Below are 23,469 nucleotides of genomic sequence, written 5' to 3' on the forward strand. Positions count from 1 at the left end.
TTCTTCTGCTCTTCTACTTTCTTCTGCTCTTCTACTTTCTTCTGCTCTTCTACTTTCTTCTGCTCTTCTACTTTCTTCTGCTCTTCTACTTGTTTCTCCTTTTCTGCCTCTATCGCATCATTTAATTGTTGGTGAAGAGCCTGAATTTGTCCATCAATGGCTTGCAAACTAGCTTCTTTCACAATATAATCGCGCTTCTCTTTTATACTTTGAAAACCTTCATTCACATATACGGCCACTTGTTGAATCGATTCACTTTTATTCACTTTTAATTCTTCTTGTATTTGATTATAAGGAATTTCTATTGCAGTATATACATTTTGCAGCGCTTCCTCCTCAGAAGCAATTTTCTCACGTCCTTGTTGCCACACTACAATTGCCTGTTCAATTTCTTCTATAGAAGTTACTGCCAACTTCCCCTTCATTTCTCCATACTCATGCTCAATAAACTGTTTATGTTTCTCAGCTTCCTCTTTTAATGTATCAACTGTTTTTGGAAATATAATCGCTGTAGAAAAAGCGGCTTCCACTTTCGTTTCATGAATAAATGCAGCTTCTGTATACGTCATTATTTGAGAGCCTAAATAAAACGTAATGGAGCACATACAAGGCAATATAAGCATCTTTTTTAATTTGTGAGGTGTTTTCAGCATCTTAATCTCTCCCATCGAACAATATGTTCTTTATACAGAACGTTACTTTTATTATAATAAAGACCTGTAAAAAATGATAGCCATATACTAGAAAAATACGCTCCAATCAAACTATTTAACTATAAAAGGGGCTATCAAATTGATAGCCCCTTTTACAATATATTTATCTTTCTGTACCTTCTGTTTGTTGTGCATCAAACGTCCAAGTTAAATTTAGTTTATCGCCTTGGAATTGGTTTTGGTCTTTTTTATTATCAACAAACTCGAATTTCACTGTGAATTTATCAGATTTACCTGCTGAAATACCTTTTTCATCCCAGAACCAAGCAGCTAAATCATTATCTACCGCTGTAAGTGTGTCACCTTTCAATTTATCTAGCGTTGTTTCTTTTACAATTGTTTCATGCTTGTCTACATTTTTTAAGAATGTTACTTTAATATGTTTACCAAAATCATCTTTATTATCTTGCTTCACATCATCTACATTATAATCTGTTTTCAATAGAACCTTTTTAATATCTAAAGATCCTTTATTTTCTAGTTTAAAATCTCTTTTAATTGTATCGCCAGGTTTTAAATTCGATACATTAACAACTGTTGTTGGATTGATCGCTAAATCAAGTGTACCAGACGCAAATGTATTGTTTGACACTTCTTTATCACTGAAAAATGCAAATGTTCCTCCACCAACTAATGCTGCCCCTAACACTGCTGATGCGATACCCATACCTAATTTTTTCTTTAAAGTCATGTCCATATCCCCTTAATCTATATATTTGTTAACTTCCTAAACGGAATGTATAACCAAACGAACTAGACGGATTGTTCTACTTTTTTCTCTTTCTTTTCCCCGTCAATACTACGAATCGCGCCAAAAATAGAAATCGCGGAATAGCCTAGTAAAAAGACCCCTGGAATAATAAGAAGCAATGCGGCTCCAGCCTTTGAACTAGCATAATTTAATGCATATCCTGCATAAGGAACTGTAATATCCGCATATTTCCCAATGACATTCTCCGCAAGTACTGGTTCTAAATCAGCACCGTTGTTGTTATCCCCTTTTGTTTCATACATTACTTTTCCATTTGTATCTTTCACACCGATAATACGGTGAGTGATAATTTTTTCATCTTTCTCTTTAAAGGTAATAACATCGCCTTTTTGATATTTAGAACCATCTTTCGTCGGCTCTATCGCAATGATTGATCCTGTTAAAAATGTCGGTTCCATCGATCCTGATAACACTGATTTAAATTGATATCCCATCACCGTTGGATCCCCACCACTCGCTTTTGAAGAAATAACTACAAAAGCTAAGCAAATCATCAATGCAAATAAAACAAATGAGATAACGTTGCTAATCACCTTCCAAATTAATTTCATCGTTTCTCTCCCTCTCCGTTGTTTTATATTATTTGAAGTATGCAATATTCACCTTCGTTCTTTAACAAGAACACAACTAAATAATATAACGAACAATACATAAATGCAATAAGAAAATTTACAATTATTAGTTATTTTAAACATATAAAAAAGGCTGTTACAAAGTCTCTTCACAGCCTTTTAACTAGTATTTTATTTTTCTTCTGATTTCATTCCTTTTGTATTTCGGCGTAGCACTACAAATAAAATTGCTCCCAATAATACAACGGCACCTATCCCAATGCTTATTATTTTCACATTTGATTCATTTACTTCAGGTTCAACCGTATCTTTTTTAGGCATCGCAAAAGTAACATCTTCTTTAGAAAGAACATTTACCGTCGCAATTGTTTGATTATTTTTCGTAATATCAACTGCCCCAACTACTTCACCACGATGAATTCCTTTATGATATAAAGAATCTTTATCTAATGAGGCCGCACGGAAAATCGTCCTCACATTTTTCCCTTCATCTTTCTTAAGCATAAGCTCTGCACTTTTTTCAAGCTCGCTATCGATATCTTTATTTAAATACGTTGCCTTTTGATGCCAGCTATGTTTATCTAGTACAGTTTGCTTCACAAATTGACCGAAAGAATAGTCCGCCATCTGCTTCAAATCTTCATAAATTTCAGGTCTTTGAGAAGCCATTACTACATTTATAATACGATTTCCATCCTTCTCATTTAATAAAACGAGCGTATTGCGCGCTTCATTTGTAAAACCCGTCTTACCGCCAATACTATATGGGTTTTCAAAATAAGTAGACTTGTTAAAAATAGACACCGTCTGCCTAGATGTCGTAACTGTCGTTCTTTTCGTATTCATTGCTTGCAAAATTTCTGGATACTTTTGCACACCTCTCGTAATCATAGCCATATCAAATGGTGTTGTATAATGATTCGGATCATGCAATCCATTTGGTGTGACAAAGTGACTATCTGTAGCCCCTAATTGCTTCGCTTTCTCATTCATCATATGAGCGAAATTCTCAACACTTCCGCCAATACGCTCTGCAATCGCATATGACACATCATTCGCACTCAGCACCATTAAAATCATAAGCGCAGTATTACGATTAATCGTCTCACCAGGTTGAAACTCAATTTGATAATTACTCTTCTCTTGATCTAATGCTAATTGTGAAAACGTAAATTGATCCTCTGGCTTCGTATGCTCCATAAGTAAAATTGCTGTTAACACTTTCGTCATACTTGCTGGAAATGCGCGATGATGTGCATTTTTGTCATACAAAACATCTCCTGTTTTCGCATCAATCGCAGTTGCAAACTGACTAAAAACATTTGGTCCTTCCGCAGGTGGTGGTGCCACTTGCTCTGGATTCACTCCAATATTCGTCTCAGCACGTAACGTCATAGGTGTCAAAAAAAATAAACAAATAACGGTAAAAAAAGCCAAAATTTTCTTAAAATTTACCATATGACTCTCCCTTTTCACTATACTCTCACAGCTAAAAAACTGAATCTACCAATCCATATGTAATTTGTATTAAATTGGAAGAACATTCACTGTTTTTTACTATATCATACTTTTACGATGAAGAACATAAATATACAGTAAAAAATAAGAAGGAATTATTCTTTCTTATCCTTCTCATCAATCAATGAATCTATTAAATTTTGACTAGCTTCCTCGGGTGTAATCTCATCTGTCATCCCCATAAACGACCAGCCTTTAGAATCGACCCACTCAACAAACTCTTGTAAAAATTCATCATGTGTAACATCCACATCAAGAATCGAGCCATTAATCGAAATCGTTCTATTTCTAGATACGCGCATCTTGAACGTTTTCCTTACCATTACAATAATTCTCCCTTTACTTCTGAATAATTATAAAATAATCTTGTATCTCTGTTATACATGATTTTAAGTAAATTGTAAAAAGGATATATTGGCCAATTTGTATATTGAATCCAAAAACCTATCATCCTGCAAAAATAGCAAACGATATGTAAATGATCATAAATGACTAAATAAATCCACATAAAAAACAAAACAACTTACATTTTATCACACCAAATACAAATGACTTCAGTACAACAAAATGGAATATACTAGAAGAAACCTTACAATGAGGAGGAACCCCATGGCGCGTTGTACGTATTGTAAAACGAAGTGGACAATAACAGATGTATGGTCAATACTCGTGACATTTGAAAAAGATTGTCCATATTGTTTCGGAAGGCAGTATCTATCAAAGAAAACATTGAACGCTATGCCAGAACTTATTAGCTTACCTTTACACTTCTTATTCCCTTTTCTTGTTGATTTAAGTGATGAAGGTCCTTTAGATTGGCATCGAAAAAAATAATATAACCACTTTATTCGAACTCACTTTTCATTACATTCTCTATTTATATATTCCTTAATACACGACTAGCGCCATTCCAACTACTTTCCCTTCAAAAATTTAATATAAAAATATTGTAAAATTTCAGTCAATTATATATAATTACTTTAGCATAAAGATTAAAGATGCTGTTACATACGCATTTTTAAAGATCCCGTAGCTCAGCAGGGAGAGCGCCACCTTGACAGGGTGGAGGTCGCTGGTTCGAGGCCAGTCGGGGTCATAGGAGAAACCCCTTGATAATCAAGGGGCTTTTATTTTGTTTTTCTCAATTCTAAGGCCTTCGCAAACTCTCTGGTCACAAATTGGTCACCCTACCATCAAGTTGTTCATTTACTACCGCGCTTCGCTTGCTCCCCTTTACGAAATAATTTAGGACTACGTCCTAAATTATTTCGTAAAGGATACAATTCGGTTATTTATTCCACGGCTTTTTCCAAACTACAAATCCTATAACAGGGAACATAACTTTGCATAAAATGTGGTTTTATGCTTCCCTTGAGTTATTGTTTTTTATTTAATTAAAAGGAATACAAAACAAATTTAGTATAATTTTACGAAAAGTTATGGGGGATTGTTATGCGAATCTATGAGTTAAGTTCTACTTTGATAAAAATATAAAACGAAAATCTGTATATATATCTAAAGTGCAGATTTTCGTTTTATTATATACAGATTTATTTTTAGATATTTAACAAAGGCTTTCTAACCAATTGAATTGCTTGGACGGGAATTGAATCTAAATAAAGATGTTCTGCATATGAGTAATTATCAGTATCTTCATTATAATCTTTTATATGTTTAAAGTGTTCAACATATTTCTGTAAATTCCATTCTATATCCTTTTGACTTGTAGCCACTCCATCGAATATTTGATTGAGATAATGTTGATCAGATACATACATCTTATTAAGATCCAATTTCTCTGGTAATATACGGAATATATAAGCATTTCGATCCATCTGATTAAGTATAGAAGGTAAGTATCTATCGTAATAAAGGTAAATTGCTTGTTTTCTTGCTTGAACAACTTGATGATTTAAACCATATTTTCGAATGAACATTTTATCCAACTCAATTGTTCCGTCGTTGGGAAGTGAATTATTTAATCCATTATCATAAATTGATAAAGCTTTATTCGGATCAAAGGTAAGATGATATAACATAAATAGCCCCCGATTTCTATATTCTAAATATTTTGAAACATATCAATTAACTTAGTCATAAGTTCAATATATTTTATAAAACTCACAAACAATAAGAGCGTTTCTGTATAATCTTTCTTTAAATCATTTGGATGGCTTACTTCGTTTCTTGTTAGGCGAATATATTCAGAGAATACATTTCTTGAAGAGGTATCTATACAACTTTTTACGTCCTTAGGATGGTTAATAATTGCATCATAAAATGTCTGGAAGACTTGGTATTTTTGAGAAATCATCCATGTGCTATCTACTTTAGTAGAAAAATTTAAATCAAGTGGAATATTAATTCCAGCGTTCTGTTTTATCTTAAGGTTCGCCTGATGTTTTTGTAAATAAGTTTTGAACGCATCAATCAAATTAAGAGTTAACTTTTCAGCGCTTAATCCTATCATAATAGTTGCTGCATGGTGACAATTTGAATTAAAACACCGCACTGCTTCTGTCATATAAGACTTTACCCATTCGTCAATCTGATTAATAGAATAGATCTTTTTTAAATAGCCATCTATATCATATGGTAATATTTCTTTTGTGTCTAGGCATGTTAATCCATGTGGAGTAACGTGAAAATAAGGTAAATTTTCGCTTTCACCAAATGCCCCTGGAGCAATAATATTCTGATTGAGGAGCAACCAAAAACCTTCAAATAGCCCTTGGATTTCTTGAGGCATAAAATTTGTGTTGCTCTGTGGATAAAGTTTACGCCCTTCAGCTCCCCATGCAATGATAGGAATCTCCACCGTTTTTTCTATAAGTCCATGCTTAATAGCTAAAAGCTCTGTAATTGTATACAGGTTTCTTTGACTTCCACTATATCTATATTTTTTAAAATTATCATCGTCTAAACCAAGGTCATTTTCTTTATAACCAAGTGCTTCAAGCATTAAATTCCGAATAACTAAACTGCTCAATGGTCTTTTGGAATCAGTCATAATATCGGCTCCTTAAAATTAATATATCAATTTTAGCATTTATTTATTTGGAAGAGGTAGAAAAGTGTACATAGAATAATTTGAAAAGTTGAATGATTTTTTATAACTTTCTGTAGAGTTATGCTTCCAATATATACTTTCTGCAAGTTTATAGGTTATTTCAAATTAGAAGTTTTCTATATTTGTGCTAAAAATTCGCGTTTTTATGCAAAGTTATGGGTTATTCACATGCAACTTTATGACTCAAGCTATAAATCCTTTAATTTTTACATTACGTTATTACATTTCTAATTCTAATACTTATTTATCATTTTTATTTTTTTAATTCAATCTCTTTCCAACCATTAAACTCATAATAAAAAAGTTCAGGATTATATGCCCTAAGATCATACATAGATTTAGCATCTAAACGTTTATATAGATCCAAATGAAACCCAACATATTTCTTCTTAACAGGATATAAAGGATATCCCATAATAAAAGCAAATTCTTCCCAATCAATTAAATTATTTTTATTACCACAACACATTTTTATATCTTCACATCTATAAACACTCTCACACTTCGTACAATAGCAATAAGACATCAATAATCTCCTTCTAATGCTGTTGTTCAATCGTCGTTTCACCCTTAAATAAACTCTTGAAATGCCGGATTAGATTCCCACTTCTGATCACTTATTAATTCTATGAAATAACGTATTACTTCCATATTATTTTTATTGCGAATGAATCCAATAGGGTCATTATCCTTCAACAATTCAGCAATTGAATTAAGCAAAAGAAAAGCAATTTTTTCGTTAATTAAAAAGTCCTCTGTATCTTTTTGAATAAACCCTACAGGCAACTCATCAATCAAAAGTTTTATTGCCTTAATACCTGATTTCCATCCTTCATTTTGAATGTCATCATCTTGAATAACAACCCTTATATCCTTGCCTTCAATAAAATTAATTGGCGTATTTTGTTTTAATAAACCATTTAAAATATTTTTCTCCATTTTAAACATCCTCCTGTAAAATAACTTAAAATATTAGATCATTTATTTTATTTGCAGTTTCAAGTTGCATACTCGGTAATACATGACTATAAGTATCTAATGTGACACGTATATTTGAATGCCCCAGCCGTTCTGCAACCACTTTAGGATGAACACCTTCTTTCAATAACAAAGTTGCATGTGTATGCCTTAAATCATGAAATCTAATCTTTGTTATATCTATTTTCTCTATTAAGCTATAAAAAGACCTTAATAAATTTCTAGGTAAACATGGTGTCCCAATATTTGTGCATACAACAAGATCATGGTTTGTATATAAAATCCCTGCCACTCTTTTTTCATTATCAATGGTTTCTTTATGCTTTACTAAAAAATTTATTGTTTCATTAGGTAATGCAATGCTTCTTTGTCCAGACTTTGTTTTTGCTCCTGCTATTATTTTGTTCCCTGCATGATTTAAAGTCTGCTTAATTGAAAGTGTATTATTATTAAAATCAATATCTTTCCATCTTAGAGCTAATATCTCACCCTGTCGCATTCCTGTAGTAAGTGCCAAAAGGAATGCAATATAATATCTACTACTTTCTGCTACCTTTAGAAAACTCTTAACCTCTCCTATATCCCAGACTTTCAATTCACTTTTATATGCTTTAGGTCTATCAACCAAAGAAGCAACATTGCGTTTTATTAATCCCCACCTTTCAGCTTTTTTTAAAGAATCATTTATTAAAGAATGTATTTTTTGTACATTCTCCCTTGATAATAAATTATTCTTTATTATCTCATTATACAATTTTTGGATATCTATAGGTCTTATTCTGGAAATTTCTATATTTCCTAGATTAGGAATAATATATTTATTTATTAACCAACTATAGGTTTTAAAGGTGGATTCTTTTATAAGTATCTTTTTATCATCAAGCCAACTATTTAAATATTCTCTATACAACATTTTAGACGGTTCACTAAATGTACCATCTTTTAAAAGAGCATGTTCTGCTTCAGTCAAAGCATTTTGTGCTTCCTTTTTTGTTTTAAAGCCTCTCTTCTTTTTTTGCCTTCTCTTCCCGTTTACTTTCCCTAGTTCTAGTACATAATACCAACTGTTACCGTCTTTTTTTACAGAGCCAGCCAATTAATTTCCCTCCTTTACATCGCTACCTTCTAGCCAAGATATAAAGACAGTCTTTAATACTTTAATTCTTCTTCCTATTCGAACTGTATGAAAATCTCCAGAGTTAGCTAATTCATAAGCTTGCCTTCTTCCAATTCCTAATATTTCTTGAATATGTACAACATCTAATACTGATGGGTATTGTTCTAATGTATTCATAAAATCCTCCTGTTTTAGCACGAATGAGTTGATAGAAAGCGCCTATTCCTTTGTATTTTTTCTTGATCAAAAGTAGTGTTTTTCTTATTTAACTTCGATTCAGTCCATCTCTTTGCAATTTTAGTAGTAACCTCTAAACTATCATGATTATTTAAGGCTCCCACTGAAATAAGTAAACCAGCAATTTGATCTAATAGCTGTTCTGTATTCCCTATTTTCACTTTTTTTCTTATAATAGGAGAAAAATTTTGTGTTAAATCTGCTTTTTGAACGATAGTCCACCTAGGATCTAGCGGCCACCTAGTTTTATTTTTATCTGATAATGGAACCTTAAGGGTTAACCATTCCATTGTTAAGTAAGACCAAATGTTATTTTCCTTTAGAATAAAATCTTCTATAGAGCTAACTCCAAATTCTTTTAGACATTTTCTTCTAATTTGAAATTCAACCCTCCATACAGATTTTATTTCATCCCATAAATGTTCTTTCCACAAATCATAAAACCAAATTTTTTGAGATTTTTTCACTTCAAGCGTTTTATTATATATACGTGCCAACAATGGATCGCCACGCCCTATTGTAAAACCACTAAATTCACTTCCATTGTAATATTCATCATTTACAAAATGATTTACTTTCCCTCTTGCTCTAGTTACTACTTTCTCCAAATCATATTTAGTAAAAGGAGTTTCATCACTATCTACACATACATCAATCCTTGATAACTTTGTATCTGTTATAGAGACTCCAAAACCACTTAACCAATTAAGAAATTCTTTAACAGCCTTTTCAAAGCCAAGTGACCATAAATAAGATGCAAGAAACCGTACCTTAATCGGTGACGTATTTTTTACTTGCTTATCCATAAAGTACATTAGAAAATCATTACATGATACCTTATAGGAATAGAAAGGAATCCCATTTCTATGTACTTTTAAACTAATTCCGTTTATTTCAACTTCATACTCTTTGGATTCTTCTTGAGCTTTAGATTTTAATAAATCTAGCATATCTAATGTGCTTTTAAAAGATTGAAAATAGTCAAAGACTTCAACTCCAAATTCAACTGTATCAATACCTTTAATAATCAATATATGTTCCTCCTTACCTGATGTTGTAATTAGAACCCCGCATGTTATATGGTTGCGGGATTCTTAATCAATGAAACACTTCATTCCTAACATTGAGTCTCTGCAAGTCCCAGGCTAGCCCCAGGCCTTTAAGAGACCTTGGTCTAGCCAACTAACAACAGCCTAGTATGCCTTCCCTCTCCGAATTAAGATCTAGTTGATACTCTGCTTCGCTCCCTTTAGATATCCTCCTAAACCTTTTTTATTTTTTCACAAGTTTCTCCTCAACTTTCCGTTGAATTATTCATAATTTTTCTAACTACTTTTAATATTTTTCAACATCTTCTAAAAGCTATACACACTACTATAAAACATAAAATAACGAAATGCGTTAGTTTTACACCAAAAAATATAATATTAAATATAAATAACGGATTCAGTTAGATTATACTAACATGATCCGTTATTTTCAACCTTATTTTATATTATTTTTTCAAAATCCGTTAATAATGCTAAAATAGAATAGAAATAAAAAGGAATGGAGCGAACATTATTTATGAAAGAAAAAGAAATCCTCGAAAATTTTTCAATTGGACCTCAAATTAAGTTATTGAGAAAAGAGCGAAAATGGACTCAACAACAACTTGCAAAAAAACTTAATGTTTCCTCCCAAGTAATCTCAAACTGGGAAAGAGGTTATACAATTCCTACTGCAAATGATATAAAAAAACTTGCAACAGAACTTAATGTTGATTCGAATATGATTCTTACGGGGCATAGTACTGAAGAACTTACTAATTATGTTACGGGGACAATGGCAGTTAGTACATGGGTTCAAAGTTTTGCAGACAATTTTGGATACGAACTAGTAGCTCAATTCTTAAATAATGATTTAAATATTGAAGAACTATTAAATTCCAATGTAAAGGTCAATTTCAATGGACGAATTCTAACGGATTCTGATAAACAAAAAATCCTTAATCTTATTAATGTATTGTATCAATAAAACCCTTTTGAAAATAATATTTTTAGATCCAATTGTACCTCTAAATTTTTTGAGGACAATTATTATACGTTCTAATAATCACCCTTAAACACATTTTAATTATCATTTCTTCTTATAAAATCTATGGATATATGTGGAGAGACAATAGCGTTATTACATATATATTTAAAAGGAGATGTATTTGTGGATAAAGTAAAATTTTATAGCACCACAGATTTAGCTGCTAGTCATTATTTATTAAAAGCAGAAGACTTAATATTAAACTTTAAAGAAGACCAAGGACATACAATTAATGATATTCTGGAACTATATAATTGTACAATTTACATAGGAAATAAAATGTTTTTTGCTCAATGGTCAAATGAGCATCAAGAGCAGTTAAAAGGAATTTGTAAAAGTATAAAAGGCTATATTGCACGTTATTTTTCAAGTATTGATAAATTAAATATCGAGTTATTAGCTGAAACGTTACATTGGCAATATAGAGAAGACTTTTTAAAACTTTTTGTGCAATATCAGTTGAAAGATCGGATAGATGAAAATACTTTTGCTACTCTACTATCAAAGAATCTATTTTCAATCCCTCAAGTAAGTCAACAACTTCAACTTGTTGAGAATTATGGAACGTTGGTAAAACACTTTTTATTAAAAGATCCATCTAATATAGAATTATTATTTGATAAATATGTTATCGATGCTAAAACAAATAAAAAGCAGTTATATTTACCTAAATCGTTAACAAAAGATGAATTGAATGTGTTAATTAGTAATTATATTGACTCTCCAGAAGCGAATACTAGCTATTTACAGCTAATCATTAACAATCATAATACAAAAGATTTTTCCGTTACAGATGAACACAGATGGAAAGCTAAAAAAAGAAAAGAAAATATTGAGGAGTTACTGTTTAAAAATAGTTCTGATTTATCTACCACGTATACGTTTTTACTGCAAAAAGATGCACCTAAATTAGTAGAACAAAAATTAGATAGTACTGGGATTGAAATAGTATATAATAAAAACTATTTAGAAAAGGAATTAGAATATGAAACTATTTTAAATAATTTCATTTGGTTATTTGAGTTTATTGATAGTAATGGAAGAATTAACTTTGTAAATAAGGTATCTACTAGAACCTCATTTCTAGATATTATTCAATTAAAATCCAAAAGGGACTATCATGTTAATGCAAATTTCGAAAGTAATGAAATATTAACAGATGCTTCGCTAGCATTATATTATTCATTATTAAAAAATCAAAATGTTAGATTAGAAGCTGTAATCGAATGGTTTTTTAAAACTTATCTCAAAGACGATTTTTCCATTTCAGGCTACGTTTTTACAGCTCCTTCTGAAGGATCATCATATAAAGAAAAATGCAGAGATATTTTGCCAGAAATAGAATATGCATTACAACAATTTAAAAGCTATGTTGATTATGGGGTAATTAATCACGAAATGCTTTCATTATCATCCAATGGGATAACATTCGGTCAAGTACCTAGCTTAATAAAGAATAAATATATATATGCAAAGGATATTTTAACTCCAGTATTTTATCTTTTATTTTCAGACCAAACGCTCCTTGGATACTTAGGAAACCCACAGAAAGATAGTGAAAGATTTTTTGATTTGTTACAAAATCATCAAGTGGGGATAGATGAATTTGAAGACTATCAAAAATCAGAACTGCAATATCTTATAGATAATGATTACGTAGCTATTATTGATGGATTTTTAAGTTGGAAAAATCCTTTAAGAATAAAAATTCTTTATGAACTTTACCATTGTAATGTAATTAGTATGTACAGATTGTCTAATAAACTACAAGCGGAAGTAAAATTAATGCATAAAGAAAATAAAGTAGAATTCGAATCAACTTTATTTTCTAAATTAGAACAAGATATGTTTGATTACTATTTAAACAATAGTAAGTTTCAAAATGGTCCTCAACTAAGAAATAAATATGCACACGGTAGATTAGGGAATACAGCCAATAGCAATGAAGAAATAAACTATAGAAATTACTTACTGATTTTGAAATTATTAATTGCAATTGTAATAAAGATTAATGAAGATTTTGATCTTTATGAAATTGTCAATAAAAAAGAAGAATTAAACAAATAAAAATGTAGAAAATACCATATTATTCATTCCCCTACAATTAAACAACTTTAATATTACAAAAATGTAAAATAAAAAAAGCTAATCTTTTAAACATTTTTAGTAACCATTTATCTATCAGCATTCCAGATAAATGGTTACTTTATTTCTAAAAGTATAATTAGACGGCTTTTTTTCTCTATACACTCTCTAATACTCTATTATTAGCTTTTTGAATGATCTCTTCCATAATTTGAGTAAAACCAATAGGCCACTCTTCCTGAGATAGATCATCAATTAAATATCGGACATTCTTTTCATTCTTTTTATATGTAAGGTTCCCTATATTTTCACAGAATTTAATTAAAAACTTATCCCCCGGTACAACCTCATCTAATTTATTTTCCCACAGAGCATCAAACTCTTCGACAATGCTATCAATATCAACAGCTAAATCTAAATCTTCCCTCATTTTATTTCTTTTTTCATTAAACCATGCTTTTAAACCATCAACATCATCAACAGAATCCTTAGTATTTTTTTGGGGATATATAGCTTTCAAGTATTTTTCACGAATATACTTTCTTGAAGATTCTATTTTTATATCGGCATAAGTCTTTTTCATTATCTCTTCTATTTCATCTAATTCCCTAGTTTTTGTCTTATCTTTAGCGGTAATAAACTTATCTAAAACTACTGGGTTTAAAAATAGATTTTCAATGCAAACTCCTGGCCAAAAAACCAAACTACTTTTTTCTGGATGCTGACTAATCTTTCCGCTTTTTTCGTCTTGTGTTTTATAATCCGAATCTAAAATAAAGAATGTTTCTACACCACTTTTCTCAAAGATTTTTAATGATTCAGCGTTTGCAAAATATTTATATTTTGTTTCACCCTTCATATCAATGCAACCTATTTTAGATAACATATGAGGATGAAATTTTTGTAAGTATGTATCTACAATCACTTTATCTGTCTTACCCTCTACAAATATCAACATCTTTTTTATTAGCAATGCTTGAGCATTATAGCCTAATTCGCTAATAATCTCATCTAAGCTTTCTGAGTCTAATAATTGGATACTATTTTCTTTTTCTTCTTTTCTTTTAATCAAATAAACAGACTTGTCATGTGTCTCTTCTACAAATGCTGTTGAGTGGCTTGTAATAAATATTTGAGCATGTTTTGCTTTTAACTGTAGATATTCACTTAATCTTTGTTGGAGCTCAAAATGCAAATGAATTTCTGGTTCTTCAATCAATATAATTTGAGGGCTCAGGAGCTCTATATCCAATATAATTCTAAAGACTTCTTTTATTCCAGTACCATTAATATTTATCCAGTTATTACCAATGTCGATAATCGGCTGATTTTCCCTATTTAAAAAGACATCTATTTCTATATCTAATACTCTTCTACACATTTCTTTTAAATTCAACCAAACATCAACTGTTTCTTTTCTATTTTTTAGTGAAAAAATCCTTTTTGCATCTTCAAGATTTATTGCTTCTTTTTTTTCAGCCTGGAACATTGTCTTAATTCCGCTTATAACACCTTGATTAATTACAATATTTTCATTCTGATAACAAATAGTTTTAATGTTTATTTCATCCAAGTTATATTCCCATGCCATTTTTATTTCTTTTTCTACTTGCGTTATTTCATAAATTAAGCTCTCAATACTTTGGTCATACATATCTATCATTTCCTCTAATTTCGATATGATAAACTTTTGAATATTATCCATGTCAATGTTTTGCTTTTTCAGTAAAATCATTGTTTCATCTGATAAATTTAAATTGTCTTCTATATACTTATGAACATTTATAATTTCTTCCACCTTTAAATCTATTTCTAAAGATGAAACATACTCAATATCCCTTTTATATTTTTCTAATACTTTATTATGTATTTTGATTTGATGAATATATTCCAAGAATCTTTCTATATAATCACTATACAAATCAAATGATCTTTGATACTCCATAGGGATACCTTGAAGTTCCTTCTCCCCAAATCTAGGAGAATATATAATGCAATGATATGTATAAACTTCCTTATCTTTTATTTTACAACCTACACCTGCCACATACCATTGTCCGTTATTTTCCAAAACGCCCATTAATAGCAAATCTTCTGCAGCATTACCACTCATTATATCTTCTCTCTTTAGAATATCTTTCTTATATATACTTTGAGATTCTATAGCACTAAAAAAACAACGTACTGCTCTTAAATAATTAGATTTCCCTATATTATTTTTACCTATAAAAAGATTCACATCTTTTAAATTATCTATCCAAACATCTTTAATATTACGAAAATTTTTTATATACAAATGTTTTAATGTCATATTTACTCTTTTCTCCTTACAAAATTAATCTATTTTATAAATTGATAATACTGATACTTTCCTCTCTATTATATCTATTTTACACATATTAGCACTCATCCTCTAAACTTTTATTAAATATAGAAAAATACCCTCTTGACATTTTACCATGTAATTACTGGTCACCTAAATGGTCACAAACTACTAATAATTCTAGGAAACCACACATCATTAGAAGTGGCATTTAAATAAAAAAGTAGAACTAAAACAAGCTAAAGAACACTAATGAGTACTTAAGGACTTATACCGTTCTACCTTGACAGGGTGGAGGTCGTGAGTTCGAGCCTCTCCGGGGTCATTACCTTATGTATCATGTGTTGAAAAATCTAATATTTAATCAAAACCATAGTTGAGCACCGCTCAAGTTTTGATTGAAACTCCTCCTTTAATTCTGAATAGGAATGAAGGAGGTTTTTTTATGTCCTTAACTTACTTCACTGAAAAAGAAACCGTAAAAAAACGACAACCTCACAAACGAAAAACTAGCAAAATTTCAAAAGAAGATTCTGTTGAGCGTGTATTCGAAAGATTCATTGATACCAAAGTGAAACAGAATTTACGTCCCAAATCTTTAAACCAATTCCTTCTTATGTTTAATAGTATAAAAGCATTTCATGAAACACAAAATGCTCAAACATTTTATATGACTGACATTACAACAAACTTTATTTTTGATTGGGTCTATTGGTTGAAAAATGAATATGTGCGTTATGAAGGGCATGCTTACGTGCCTGAAAGTGCTCAAACTGTTGGATTAGCCGATGAAACAATTTCCAGTTACAACAGTTTGATAAAAGAGAATTTGCTCGTACAGAAATTTTGGTTACTTCCGAAGCGATTGAGATACTGGGCATCAGTCGTTCACGTATGAATATGCTATTGAAAAAAAGTCAACTAGAACCAATTAAACGGACGATAGGCGTGAATCTATTTTTACGTGTTGACATTATGAAGAAAAGAGATGAACTCGTCAGGAAACGCAAGCAATACGGTTATACAAATGATTGATTAAAACTATCAAATTACTAAAAGGAGAAATATGATATGGGAATTAAAATAATTTACAAAAAAACGCTCGCTATGGATTTAATAAAGGCGGGTCATGATTTGGAATATACGACACGTAATAGGAAGAATAAGAAGTACCAATGTTACGCATTTAATGATTCACCTGAATTGCAAAAAAGTATTGCTCGAATAAATAATCAAAGTTACAATGGATACCCAATAAACGATGAAACGGAATAAGAAAATATTAATATCGGAACGAACAAAGACGATCTTGTTATTTCTGTCAGTTGTGATAATGATGATGTTTTTTATATATCAGGTGTGGAATAATCTATTTGCCAAAGATCATGAGACGAAACGTATTGAGAGGGAACGGGAAGAAAGACAAATTGAACGAGAAACGTGGATAAAGAATATGAAATGAAGGTACGAATCTATAATTGAAAATGTAAAAAAATCGTATCATCAAAAAATTGAAGAAAATGTTAATGAGGCTTTATCGGGCTTAGCTTGGTGAAAAACGAACTATAGTATTGGTTCGTTTTTTATTATGCACTTTTGCATACAGGATTATTCTCTCTTGTAAATAGGTAATAATAGTATATAATAAAAACAATGTTTTACCAATAAAAGGTAGCAAGGAAGGTGGGATAAGTAAATAACCAAAACGTATTAATTGATTTATTCTATGTAAATCATGATACATACATGGAATCAAAACTATGAAATTTTATGTAGAAATTAGATTACTACAAGATTAATAGCGAATACACTCGAGGAAAAAAAGCGCTCGATTAGATTAATGTTATAAAACTACTTAATGTGATATCTATCGAACGAATTGAGAATATACTTAGGGGGAATTTCAAGTGAAAACATTTGGTAAATTATTATTAACTGGTGCGTTAGCTTTAGGCGGTTTAACGGTTATGAATTTAGATACACCAAAGGCACATGCTGATGATTGGGATGGCTGTCATTATATCTGTGGTCCTGGCGAAACAGTAAACGGTGTTACAGTTAAAATACATTCTACACAAGTTACTTTTGGTAACAGCACAATTGCAAGAATCACAAATGACCGAGCAGAAGAAATTCATTACAATGTCAGCATCGAAAAGAAATATGGAGATAATTGGGGTTATTATGATTCTTCCTTCAATTGGAAAAATCAATGGGTTCCAGCTGGAGGATATGATGAAATTTCTACTTTCACAGGACCTGGTGATTACATTGGGGACACAGGCACATATCGTTATAAAGTTGAAGTAGTAGGCGCTGATGGCTCTGTAGATACAATTTACACAGCTGGAATGACGGTAACAGGGCGATAGCTCATGACTGAGCTTCATTATTTATGATTGTATTATCAATAATATCATTGATAATTGCGGTGATATAAAAAGAAGGTTCGGAATAGTATTCCGAACCTTTGATATTTCATCAAGGGTCGTATCGTTATTACGAACCTTTAAGGAGGTCGTGTTTCACGACACCCTTGTTCATACGCATACTAAGCGTACATACACCGCAATATTGCGTCCAACTCGGTAATCAGGTTACCGAGTTCGTATCAACAGTAATGATACAAGGTAGTAACACGGTTACTACCTTTTTAACTATAGAAATAATTCACACTAAAACTTGAAACATACACTATACGTGACAGGTTGCTGGCTTATCTCTTATTCATATTCGAAAATACAATAACAATTGCTCCAAGTACATAATGCCCCGCTACCATCCACATACTCCGATCAAAGATCATAAGCGATAACCAAAGTGATAGATTAATAGCAGCAAATAATACATATAGAATGAAGTCTCTCTTTTGTAGTGCTTCTCTATTCATCAAAATATATATCGCACCGATTGGTGGAAGGATGAAGCATAGGAAAAAACAAACATTTTTCTTAACGACCATGGATATGAAGTTACTGTCTGCATATGAGTCTCCTTTTCACTTTATAGTACTTGTAACATCGGTCTTGCTACTCTATATTCATCACTATAAGGCTCCTTTATGATTAAAGGTGAGTGAGGATTTTTTTCTTCTTCTATCATTGTGAATACTTCTGTTTTTTCTTGTAATATGTTGGATTCACTGTTTTTCGTAGGTTTTTTACTTGTTTCGATTTTCTTTGTTACTTCTCCGATCCTTTGTCCAACTTTTTCAGCTTCGGCAGGTTCATTCGTAACGTAGTATTCCTGACCCTCCCATACTAACATAGGTGGCACTGGTTCGCGTTTGTTACATATTATATAAGTAATACTAGCTATAAGTAGTAGACATGTTAATAAAAAGAAGATAGTTTTTTTGTTCATATAGTATGCTCCCTAACTATCATTTTATTAAATTATATAATATCCATTATATGTAGCAAATGGATATCGTAGGAATTTTCGGATTTTATACCAAAAAGAAAAACCTTACTCAAGTAAGGTTCATTCTATAGTGACTGATTTATTAAAACGATCATTACGATGATCGCTATAAACATAACGACTAAACAGCCGATCATTTTATAAAAGCCTCTTTTCGTTAACGTCCCACCTTGAACGTCTTTCCGAATAAATAAGAATACGGCTAAAAATAATACAATTCCAATGCCAAAAGCATACATCATTTGCATATGTTAATCTTCCTTTCTCTCTTCCATCTTAATATCTTTTCGCTAAAACAACAAATGAGATAAAAACTGTACTCATCGTAAGTGCCATTAGTATGTTTAATAGTTCAACCGCAGATAGTGTAATTACGTGTAGATTTAAACCGATAGAAAAAAGAAGGTAATATGCCGTTAGCGCAAAGAAGCTGAAGAACATTCCTTTATAACGAATAAGTTTCATCCGCTCATCTTTTTCTTTAAATTGTGGGTGTAAGTAACTTAAGCAGAAGCACATTATCATCATCGCAAGTACTGTATAGGTTGGAGCCGGTGGTGCGGAATGCGTCATTATGCCTGCTAATACCATAGTTCCACTCATAATAAAGAAAATAATTCCCATAATTAAAAAGTACTTTTGTGAATAATTCATTCTGATTCCCCCTCTTCTTTTCCTTCATAAATAAATACATGTTCTATCGTTGTCTGAAATGTTTTCGCTATTTCAAATGCTAACGGAAGTGATGGATCGTATTTTCCCTTTTCAATTGAAATGATAGTTTGCCTAGAAACTCCAAGTTTCTCTGCCAATTTTTCTTGAGATAGTCCAAATTTTTTTCGGTATTCGACCATTTTATTTTCCAAGGAAATTTCTCCCTCCTCCCTTATACCGAGTATATATGTAAAGTAAACTTTACGTCAAGCTTCCTTTACATTCATTTTATTCATTTTTCGTTCTATTTATATAGAAGAAACTTTTTCAGTTTCAGCACGTCTATTTTGAAATGAAACGCGGAACACTGTAAATAACCGTTACTATATCTCCTCCTCTCTTTTTTTAAAATTTAATATCTCCCTATTTGTTTTATCCTTTTAAAATATTTCATTTCTCTCTTTATTCCACGAAATGCGTTACCCGTTTTACAGTGTTTTTCGTCATATTTATAGAAACTAACTGTTTATGAAGCATTTTTTATGTTTAGCAACTTTTTTTGTAGAAATCCTTCACTTTCCTTTCGATATTTAACACTATCTAAATAAAGTTTACGATAAATTCATAATTTTTTATTTTTTATACTATATTCCGTTATATTGTTGTATAATATCAATGAAAGCGCTTATTATTTCAATATACATAATTCGAACTCTCTTTATCAAAACATTCTAACTATTATACTTATATTTACATGCAACAATTTTAGTTATTCGTATAGGTATACCAAATATATCCACCCCATTTTTCTGTAAAATTACTTTATAACATGAAAGATTAACTTGGGTGATAAGTTATTGTGAATGTTTTTTTACAAAACAGATAAGTAATAGTGTTTGGTATTATGTAAATTATTGTAATAACATAAGAGTAAAGAAAACATTTACATTGATTATTGGTTCATCAATTATTGAAAAGAGCAAAATGCACCTTTTGTATGGAAAAGGATTATATGCATTGGGAGGTTTAAACAAATGACGAGGAAGAATACAACGACAAACCCTTGGGCCAAGTTCCACGGTCCGAACCTTGGTTATGTTATTGAGCAGTATGATCTTTACGTAACTGGAGCAGGTTCTGTTGATCCGGAATTACAAGAGCTTTTTGAAATTTTTGGAGCTCCTTCGTTTCAAGATGATGTCGTAACAGGGGACAACACAGCAACACATTTTTCTCCTCAAAACACAGGGAACATTGAAAAAATTCTTAAAGTCGTTCAGCTTGTTGAACAGATTCGTTCTTTCGGGCATACGTTGGCTCACATCAATCCGATGGAAGATGCTGCAAATGGACAATCTCTTCTTGAGAAAGCAATGAACGAACTGAGCGATGCTGACTTGAAAGCGATTCCAGCAAAGACAGTATGGCAAGATGCACCAGAAGGTATTCACACTGCACTTGATGTAATTCATAGATTAAAAGACGTTTATACAAAATCTTTAGCTTATGAATTTTCTCATATACAAGATAGTGAAGAACGCGCGTGGTTGCATCAAATGGTGGAATCAAATTCATTGCGTCAACCACTATCAAATAAAAAACGAACTGCTCTTTTAAAACGTTTAACAGCTGTTGAAGGTTTCGAGCAATTCTTGCATAAAACATTCGTTGGGCAAAAACGTTTCTCTATCGAGGGCGTTGATATGCTTGTACCTGTTCTAGATGAAATTGTGCTAGAAGGTGCTAAAAGCGGCGTAGAAGATGTCATGATTGGTATGGCTCACCGCGGTCGTCTAAGCGTACTTGCACACGTATTAGAAAAACCATATAGTCACATGTTTGCTGAGTTCAAACATGCAAAAATAGAAGGCGCAGTGGCTAACTCTGGCTGGACTGGCGACGTGAAATACCATTTAGGTAGAGAACAAGTCGTTAGTAACGAAGAAGTTAGTACTCGCGTTACATTAGCAAATAACCCGAGTCACCTTGAGTTCGTTAACCCTGTTGTGGAAGGTTTCGCACGTGCGGCTCAAGAAAATCGTAAAAAATCTGGTCTTCCAGAACAAGACACTTCAAAATCATTCGTAATTTTAGTTCATGGTGATGCTGCATTCCCTGGTCAAGGTATTGTATCTGAAACGTTGAACTTAAGCAGATTGAACGCGTACCAAACGGGTGGAACAATCCATGTTATCGCAAACAATGCAGTTGGTTTTACAACTGATAGCTATGATTCTCGTTCTACGAAATATTCAAGTGACCTTGCAAAAGGTTTCGATATTCCAATTGTTCACGTGAACGCTGATGATCCAGAAGCTTGTCTTGCTGCTGCTAACCTTGCGATTCAATATCGTACACTGTTCAAAAAAGACTTCTTAATCGATTTAATTGGTTACCGCCGCTACGGTCATAACGAAATGGATGATCCAGCAGTTACGCAGCCACAAGTATACAAAAAGATTAAAAACCACCCAACTGTAAGAGCGATTTATGCAGATCAATTACAAGCTGCTGGTGTTCTAAATGCAGATGAGGTTGAAACAATTACACAGTTTATACAAGAGCAATTAAAATCCGACTATGCACAAGTACCACCAGCTGATACGAGCGATGCAACAATTCATGTTAAAGTGCCAGATGTTGTTGCAAAAGGCATTCAGCCAATTGATACTGGTGTTGAGATTGACTCACTTCGTGCAATTAATGAAGGTCTACTATCTTGGCCAGAAGGCTTTAACGTATATCCAAAAGTGAAGAAAATTCTTGAGCGCCGTAAAGATGCTCTTGAAGAGAACGGTAAAATTGAATGGGCACTTGCTGAGTCATTAGCATTCGCTTCTATTTTACAAGAAGGTACGCCAATTCGTTTAACTGGTCAAGATTCACAGCGTGGTACATTCGCACACCGTCATATCGTATTACACGATACTGATACAAATGAAACATATTCACCATTGCATCGCTTACCAAACATCAACGCTTCATTCTCTGTTCATAACAGTCCGTTATCAGAAGCTGCTGTTGTTGGTTACGAGTATGGTTATAACGTATTCGCTCCAGAAACTCTTGTTATGTGGGAAGCGCAATATGGCGACTTCTCAAATACTGCGCAAGCATTATTTGATCAATATGTTTCAGCTGGAAGAGCAAAATGGGGTCAAAAATCTGGTTTAGTTCTTCTATTACCGCACGGTTATGAAGGTCAAGGACCAGAGCACTCTAGTGCACGTCCTGAGCGATTCTTACAGTTAGCTGCTGAGAATAACTGGACAGTTGCAAACTTAACGAGCGCGGCACAATACTTCCATATTTTACGTCGCCAAGCATCTATCTTAGGAACAGAAGCTGTTCGACCATTAGTATTGATGACGCCGAAGAGTTTATTACGTCACCCACTTACGCTTTCAACTGCTAGTCAGTTAAGCGAAGGACGTTTCCAGCCTGCTCTAGAACAAGAAAACCTTGGCACGAAACCAAATAAAGTAAAACGTCTTGTTTTAAGCACAGGTAAAATGGCAATTGACTTAGCAGCAGAAATTGAGTCTGGTAAACATGAGTATAACTTAGATGAAGTTCATGTCGTTCGTATTGAACAGCTGTACCCATTCCCTGCTGAGAAAGTTCAATCTATTATTAAACGCTTTAAAAACTTAGAAGAAATTATTTGGGTTCAAGAAGAACCTCGTAATATGGGCGCATGGCATTACATGGCTCCAATTCTGTTTGAACTTGCTGGAGATAAAGTGAAAACAGGTTACATTGGACGCCCAGATCGCTCTAGCCCATCTGGCGGCGATCCATTCGCTCACAAAGCTGAGCAAGAATTAATCGTTGCACACGCTTTAGATGTGAAGTATAACTTCCGTCAAGATAAACAAGAAATTGAAGTTTTCAGCAACTAAAAAGTAACAATGAAGGTTTCTAGCTTGCT

At 32.2% G+C, this 23,469-nt stretch carries 24 protein-coding genes, 1 tRNA gene and 1 pseudogene; 8 read left to right on the forward strand and 18 right to left on the reverse strand.

Annotated features, from left to right (window positions below; all coding sequences use genetic code 11):
- The 5 genes from MR115_RS17575 to MR115_RS17595 form a co-directional block, all read right to left on the reverse strand.
- On the reverse strand, positions 1-653 hold a 653-nt coding region (locus tag MR115_RS17575; protein WP_242242159.1), incomplete at its 3' end, for a DUF4047 domain-containing protein.
- Between the two features lie 163 nt (positions 654-816).
- On the reverse strand, positions 817-1,404 hold the full coding sequence (locus MR115_RS17580) for a CalY family protein (RefSeq protein ID WP_242242160.1): 588 nt from the start codon (positions 1,402-1,404) through the stop codon (positions 817-819).
- Positions 1,405-1,466: 62 nt separating this feature from the next.
- Positions 1,467-2,036 (reverse strand): signal peptidase I SipW, encoded by a 570-nt coding sequence (gene sipW / locus MR115_RS17585; RefSeq protein ID WP_242242161.1) that lies wholly within the window; start codon positions 2,034-2,036, stop codon positions 1,467-1,469.
- A 192-nt stretch (positions 2,037-2,228) separates the two neighbouring features.
- Positions 2,229-3,515 (reverse strand): D-alanyl-D-alanine carboxypeptidase family protein, encoded by a 1,287-nt coding sequence (locus tag MR115_RS17590; protein WP_242242162.1) that lies wholly within the window; start codon positions 3,513-3,515, stop codon positions 2,229-2,231.
- A 155-nt stretch (positions 3,516-3,670) separates the two neighbouring features.
- Entirely contained in the window at positions 3,671-3,898 is a 228-nt protein-coding gene (locus MR115_RS17595) for a hypothetical protein (RefSeq protein WP_000251865.1), read from the reverse strand.
- Positions 3,899-4,184: 286 nt separating this feature from the next.
- Between MR115_RS17595 and MR115_RS17600 the strand changes: the two genes are divergently transcribed.
- On the forward strand, positions 4,185-4,409 hold the full coding sequence (locus MR115_RS17600; protein ID WP_242242163.1) for a hypothetical protein: 225 nt from the start codon (positions 4,185-4,187) through the stop codon (positions 4,407-4,409).
- Positions 4,410-4,598: 189 nt separating this feature from the next.
- Positions 4,599-4,671, forward strand: a tRNA-Val gene (locus MR115_RS17605).
- Positions 4,672-5,131: 460 nt separating this feature from the next.
- Here MR115_RS17605 and MR115_RS17610 read toward each other — a convergent pair.
- The 7 genes from MR115_RS17610 to MR115_RS17640 form a co-directional block, all read right to left on the reverse strand.
- Positions 5,132-5,614: a hypothetical protein gene (locus MR115_RS17610; protein WP_205190541.1), complete on the reverse strand. Its 483-nt coding sequence runs from the start codon at positions 5,612-5,614 to the stop codon at positions 5,132-5,134.
- 23 nt (positions 5,615-5,637) lie between these two features.
- Positions 5,638-6,585, reverse strand: a complete 948-nt coding sequence (locus tag MR115_RS17615; protein ID WP_205190542.1) for a hypothetical protein — start codon at positions 6,583-6,585, stop codon at positions 5,638-5,640.
- 313 nt (positions 6,586-6,898) lie between these two features.
- On the reverse strand, positions 6,899-7,201 hold the full coding sequence (locus tag MR115_RS17620; protein ID WP_242242164.1) for an aldehyde dehydrogenase: 303 nt from the start codon (positions 7,199-7,201) through the stop codon (positions 6,899-6,901).
- A 14-nt stretch (positions 7,202-7,215) separates the two neighbouring features.
- Positions 7,216-7,584, reverse strand: coding sequence for a hypothetical protein (locus MR115_RS17625; protein ID WP_225913359.1), 369 nt, complete (start codon positions 7,582-7,584; stop codon positions 7,216-7,218).
- A 25-nt stretch (positions 7,585-7,609) separates the two neighbouring features.
- Positions 7,610-8,719: a tyrosine-type recombinase/integrase gene (locus MR115_RS17630; RefSeq protein WP_205190544.1), complete on the reverse strand. Its 1,110-nt coding sequence runs from the start codon at positions 8,717-8,719 to the stop codon at positions 7,610-7,612.
- A complete protein-coding gene (locus MR115_RS17635) occupies positions 8,720-8,917 on the reverse strand; it encodes a helix-turn-helix domain-containing protein (protein ID WP_001093894.1) in 198 nt (65 codons plus the stop codon). It lies immediately after the preceding gene.
- A gap of 14 nt (positions 8,918-8,931) precedes the next feature.
- A complete protein-coding gene (locus MR115_RS17640; RefSeq protein WP_205190545.1) occupies positions 8,932-10,008 on the reverse strand; it encodes a replication initiation factor in 1,077 nt (358 codons plus the stop codon).
- A gap of 535 nt (positions 10,009-10,543) precedes the next feature.
- Here MR115_RS17640 and MR115_RS17645 point away from each other — a divergent pair.
- Both MR115_RS17645 and MR115_RS17650 read left to right on the forward strand, forming a co-directional pair.
- On the forward strand, positions 10,544-10,993 hold the full coding sequence (locus MR115_RS17645; RefSeq protein ID WP_225913360.1) for a helix-turn-helix domain-containing protein: 450 nt from the start codon (positions 10,544-10,546) through the stop codon (positions 10,991-10,993).
- 183 nt (positions 10,994-11,176) lie between these two features.
- On the forward strand, positions 11,177-13,120 hold the full coding sequence (locus MR115_RS17650; protein WP_225913361.1) for a hypothetical protein: 1,944 nt from the start codon (positions 11,177-11,179) through the stop codon (positions 13,118-13,120).
- A gap of 175 nt (positions 13,121-13,295) precedes the next feature.
- Here MR115_RS17650 and MR115_RS17655 read toward each other — a convergent pair whose 3' ends face one another.
- A complete protein-coding gene (locus MR115_RS17655) occupies positions 13,296-15,449 on the reverse strand; it encodes an ATP-dependent nuclease (protein WP_205190548.1) in 2,154 nt (717 codons plus the stop codon).
- Positions 15,450-15,906: 457 nt separating this feature from the next.
- Between MR115_RS17655 and MR115_RS17660 the strand changes: the two genes are divergently transcribed.
- From MR115_RS17660 to MR115_RS17670, 3 genes are all read left to right on the forward strand, one after another.
- Positions 15,907-16,359, forward strand: coding sequence for a phage integrase SAM-like domain-containing protein (locus tag MR115_RS17660; protein WP_242242165.1), 453 nt, complete (start codon positions 15,907-15,909; stop codon positions 16,357-16,359).
- Between the two features lie 173 nt (positions 16,360-16,532).
- Entirely contained in the window at positions 16,533-16,736 is a 204-nt protein-coding gene (locus MR115_RS17665; RefSeq protein WP_242242166.1) for a hypothetical protein, read from the forward strand.
- Positions 16,737-17,368: 632 nt separating this feature from the next.
- A complete protein-coding gene (locus MR115_RS17670; protein ID WP_242242167.1) occupies positions 17,369-17,833 on the forward strand; it encodes a hypothetical protein in 465 nt (154 codons plus the stop codon).
- Between the two features lie 344 nt (positions 17,834-18,177).
- Here the strand turns inward: MR115_RS17670 and MR115_RS17675 are convergent.
- The 5 genes and pseudogenes from MR115_RS17675 to MR115_RS17695 all read right to left on the reverse strand — a co-directional run bounded on the left by MR115_RS17675 (position 18,178) and on the right by MR115_RS17695 (position 19,750).
- Positions 18,178-18,446: pseudogene (locus MR115_RS17675) on the reverse strand (hypothetical protein).
- Positions 18,447-18,464: 18 nt separating this feature from the next.
- Positions 18,465-18,824, reverse strand: a complete 360-nt coding sequence (locus MR115_RS17680; RefSeq protein ID WP_242242168.1) for a hypothetical protein — start codon at positions 18,822-18,824, stop codon at positions 18,465-18,467.
- 125 nt (positions 18,825-18,949) lie between these two features.
- Positions 18,950-19,132: a DUF3976 domain-containing protein gene (locus MR115_RS17685; RefSeq protein WP_064476764.1), complete on the reverse strand. Its 183-nt coding sequence runs from the start codon at positions 19,130-19,132 to the stop codon at positions 18,950-18,952.
- 28 nt (positions 19,133-19,160) lie between these two features.
- Positions 19,161-19,538 carry a hypothetical protein gene (locus MR115_RS17690; protein WP_063260290.1) on the reverse strand — a complete coding sequence of 126 codons (378 nt, stop codon included), beginning with the start codon at positions 19,536-19,538 and terminating at the stop codon, positions 19,161-19,163.
- Complete coding sequence (locus tag MR115_RS17695; protein ID WP_063260289.1) at positions 19,535-19,750, reverse strand: helix-turn-helix transcriptional regulator; 216 nt, start codon at positions 19,748-19,750, stop codon at positions 19,535-19,537. The genes MR115_RS17690 and MR115_RS17695 overlap by 4 nt, the downstream gene beginning before the upstream one ends.
- Positions 19,751-20,572: 822 nt before the next feature.
- Between MR115_RS17695 and odhA the strand changes: the two genes are divergently transcribed.
- Entirely contained in the window at positions 20,573-23,440 is a 2,868-nt protein-coding gene (odhA, locus tag MR115_RS17700) for a 2-oxoglutarate dehydrogenase E1 component (protein ID WP_242242169.1), read from the forward strand.
- Positions 23,441-23,469 lie beyond the last annotated feature (29 nt).

The sequence above is a fragment of the Bacillus cereus group sp. BfR-BA-01309 genome (assembly GCF_022664315.1).
Taxonomy (GTDB): Bacteria; Bacillota; Bacilli; order Bacillales; family Bacillaceae_G; genus Bacillus_A; species Bacillus_A mobilis.

Excerpts from the sequence above, each read along its gene's own strand:
- MR115_RS17580 (WP_242242160.1), bottom strand. The coding sequence starts at position 1,404 with ATGACTTTAAAGAAAAAATTAGGTATGGGTATCGCATCAGCAGTGTTA.
- sipW (WP_242242161.1), bottom strand. The coding sequence starts at position 2,036 with ATGAAATTAATTTGGAAGGTGATTAGCAACGTTATCTCATTTGTTTTA.
- MR115_RS17590 (WP_242242162.1), bottom strand. The coding sequence starts at position 3,515 with ATGGTAAATTTTAAGAAAATTTTGGCTTTTTTTACCGTTATTTGTTTA.
- MR115_RS17595 (WP_000251865.1), bottom strand. The coding sequence starts at position 3,898 with ATGGTAAGGAAAACGTTCAAGATGCGCGTATCTAGAAATAGAACGATT.
- MR115_RS17600 (WP_242242163.1), top strand. The coding sequence starts at position 4,185 with ATGGCGCGTTGTACGTATTGTAAAACGAAGTGGACAATAACAGATGTA.
- MR115_RS17610 (WP_205190541.1), bottom strand. The coding sequence starts at position 5,614 with ATGTTATATCATCTTACCTTTGATCCGAATAAAGCTTTATCAATTTAT.
- MR115_RS17615 (WP_205190542.1), bottom strand. The coding sequence starts at position 6,585 with ATGACTGATTCCAAAAGACCATTGAGCAGTTTAGTTATTCGGAATTTA.
- MR115_RS17625 (WP_225913359.1), bottom strand. The coding sequence starts at position 7,584 with ATGGAGAAAAATATTTTAAATGGTTTATTAAAACAAAATACGCCAATT.
- MR115_RS17635 (WP_001093894.1), bottom strand. The coding sequence starts at position 8,917 with ATGAATACATTAGAACAATACCCATCAGTATTAGATGTTGTACATATT.
- MR115_RS17645 (WP_225913360.1), top strand. The coding sequence starts at position 10,544 with ATGAAAGAAAAAGAAATCCTCGAAAATTTTTCAATTGGACCTCAAATT.
- MR115_RS17655 (WP_205190548.1), bottom strand. The coding sequence starts at position 15,449 with ATGACATTAAAACATTTGTATATAAAAAATTTTCGTAATATTAAAGAT.
- MR115_RS17660 (WP_242242165.1), top strand. The coding sequence starts at position 15,907 with ATGTCCTTAACTTACTTCACTGAAAAAGAAACCGTAAAAAAACGACAA.
- MR115_RS17665 (WP_242242166.1), top strand. The coding sequence starts at position 16,533 with ATGGGAATTAAAATAATTTACAAAAAAACGCTCGCTATGGATTTAATA.
- MR115_RS17680 (WP_242242168.1), bottom strand. The coding sequence starts at position 18,824 with ATGAACAAAAAAACTATCTTCTTTTTATTAACATGTCTACTACTTATA.
- MR115_RS17685 (WP_064476764.1), bottom strand. The coding sequence starts at position 19,132 with ATGCAAATGATGTATGCTTTTGGCATTGGAATTGTATTATTTTTAGCC.
- MR115_RS17690 (WP_063260290.1), bottom strand. The coding sequence starts at position 19,538 with ATGAATTATTCACAAAAGTACTTTTTAATTATGGGAATTATTTTCTTT.
- odhA (WP_242242169.1), top strand. The coding sequence starts at position 20,573 with ATGACGAGGAAGAATACAACGACAAACCCTTGGGCCAAGTTCCACGGT.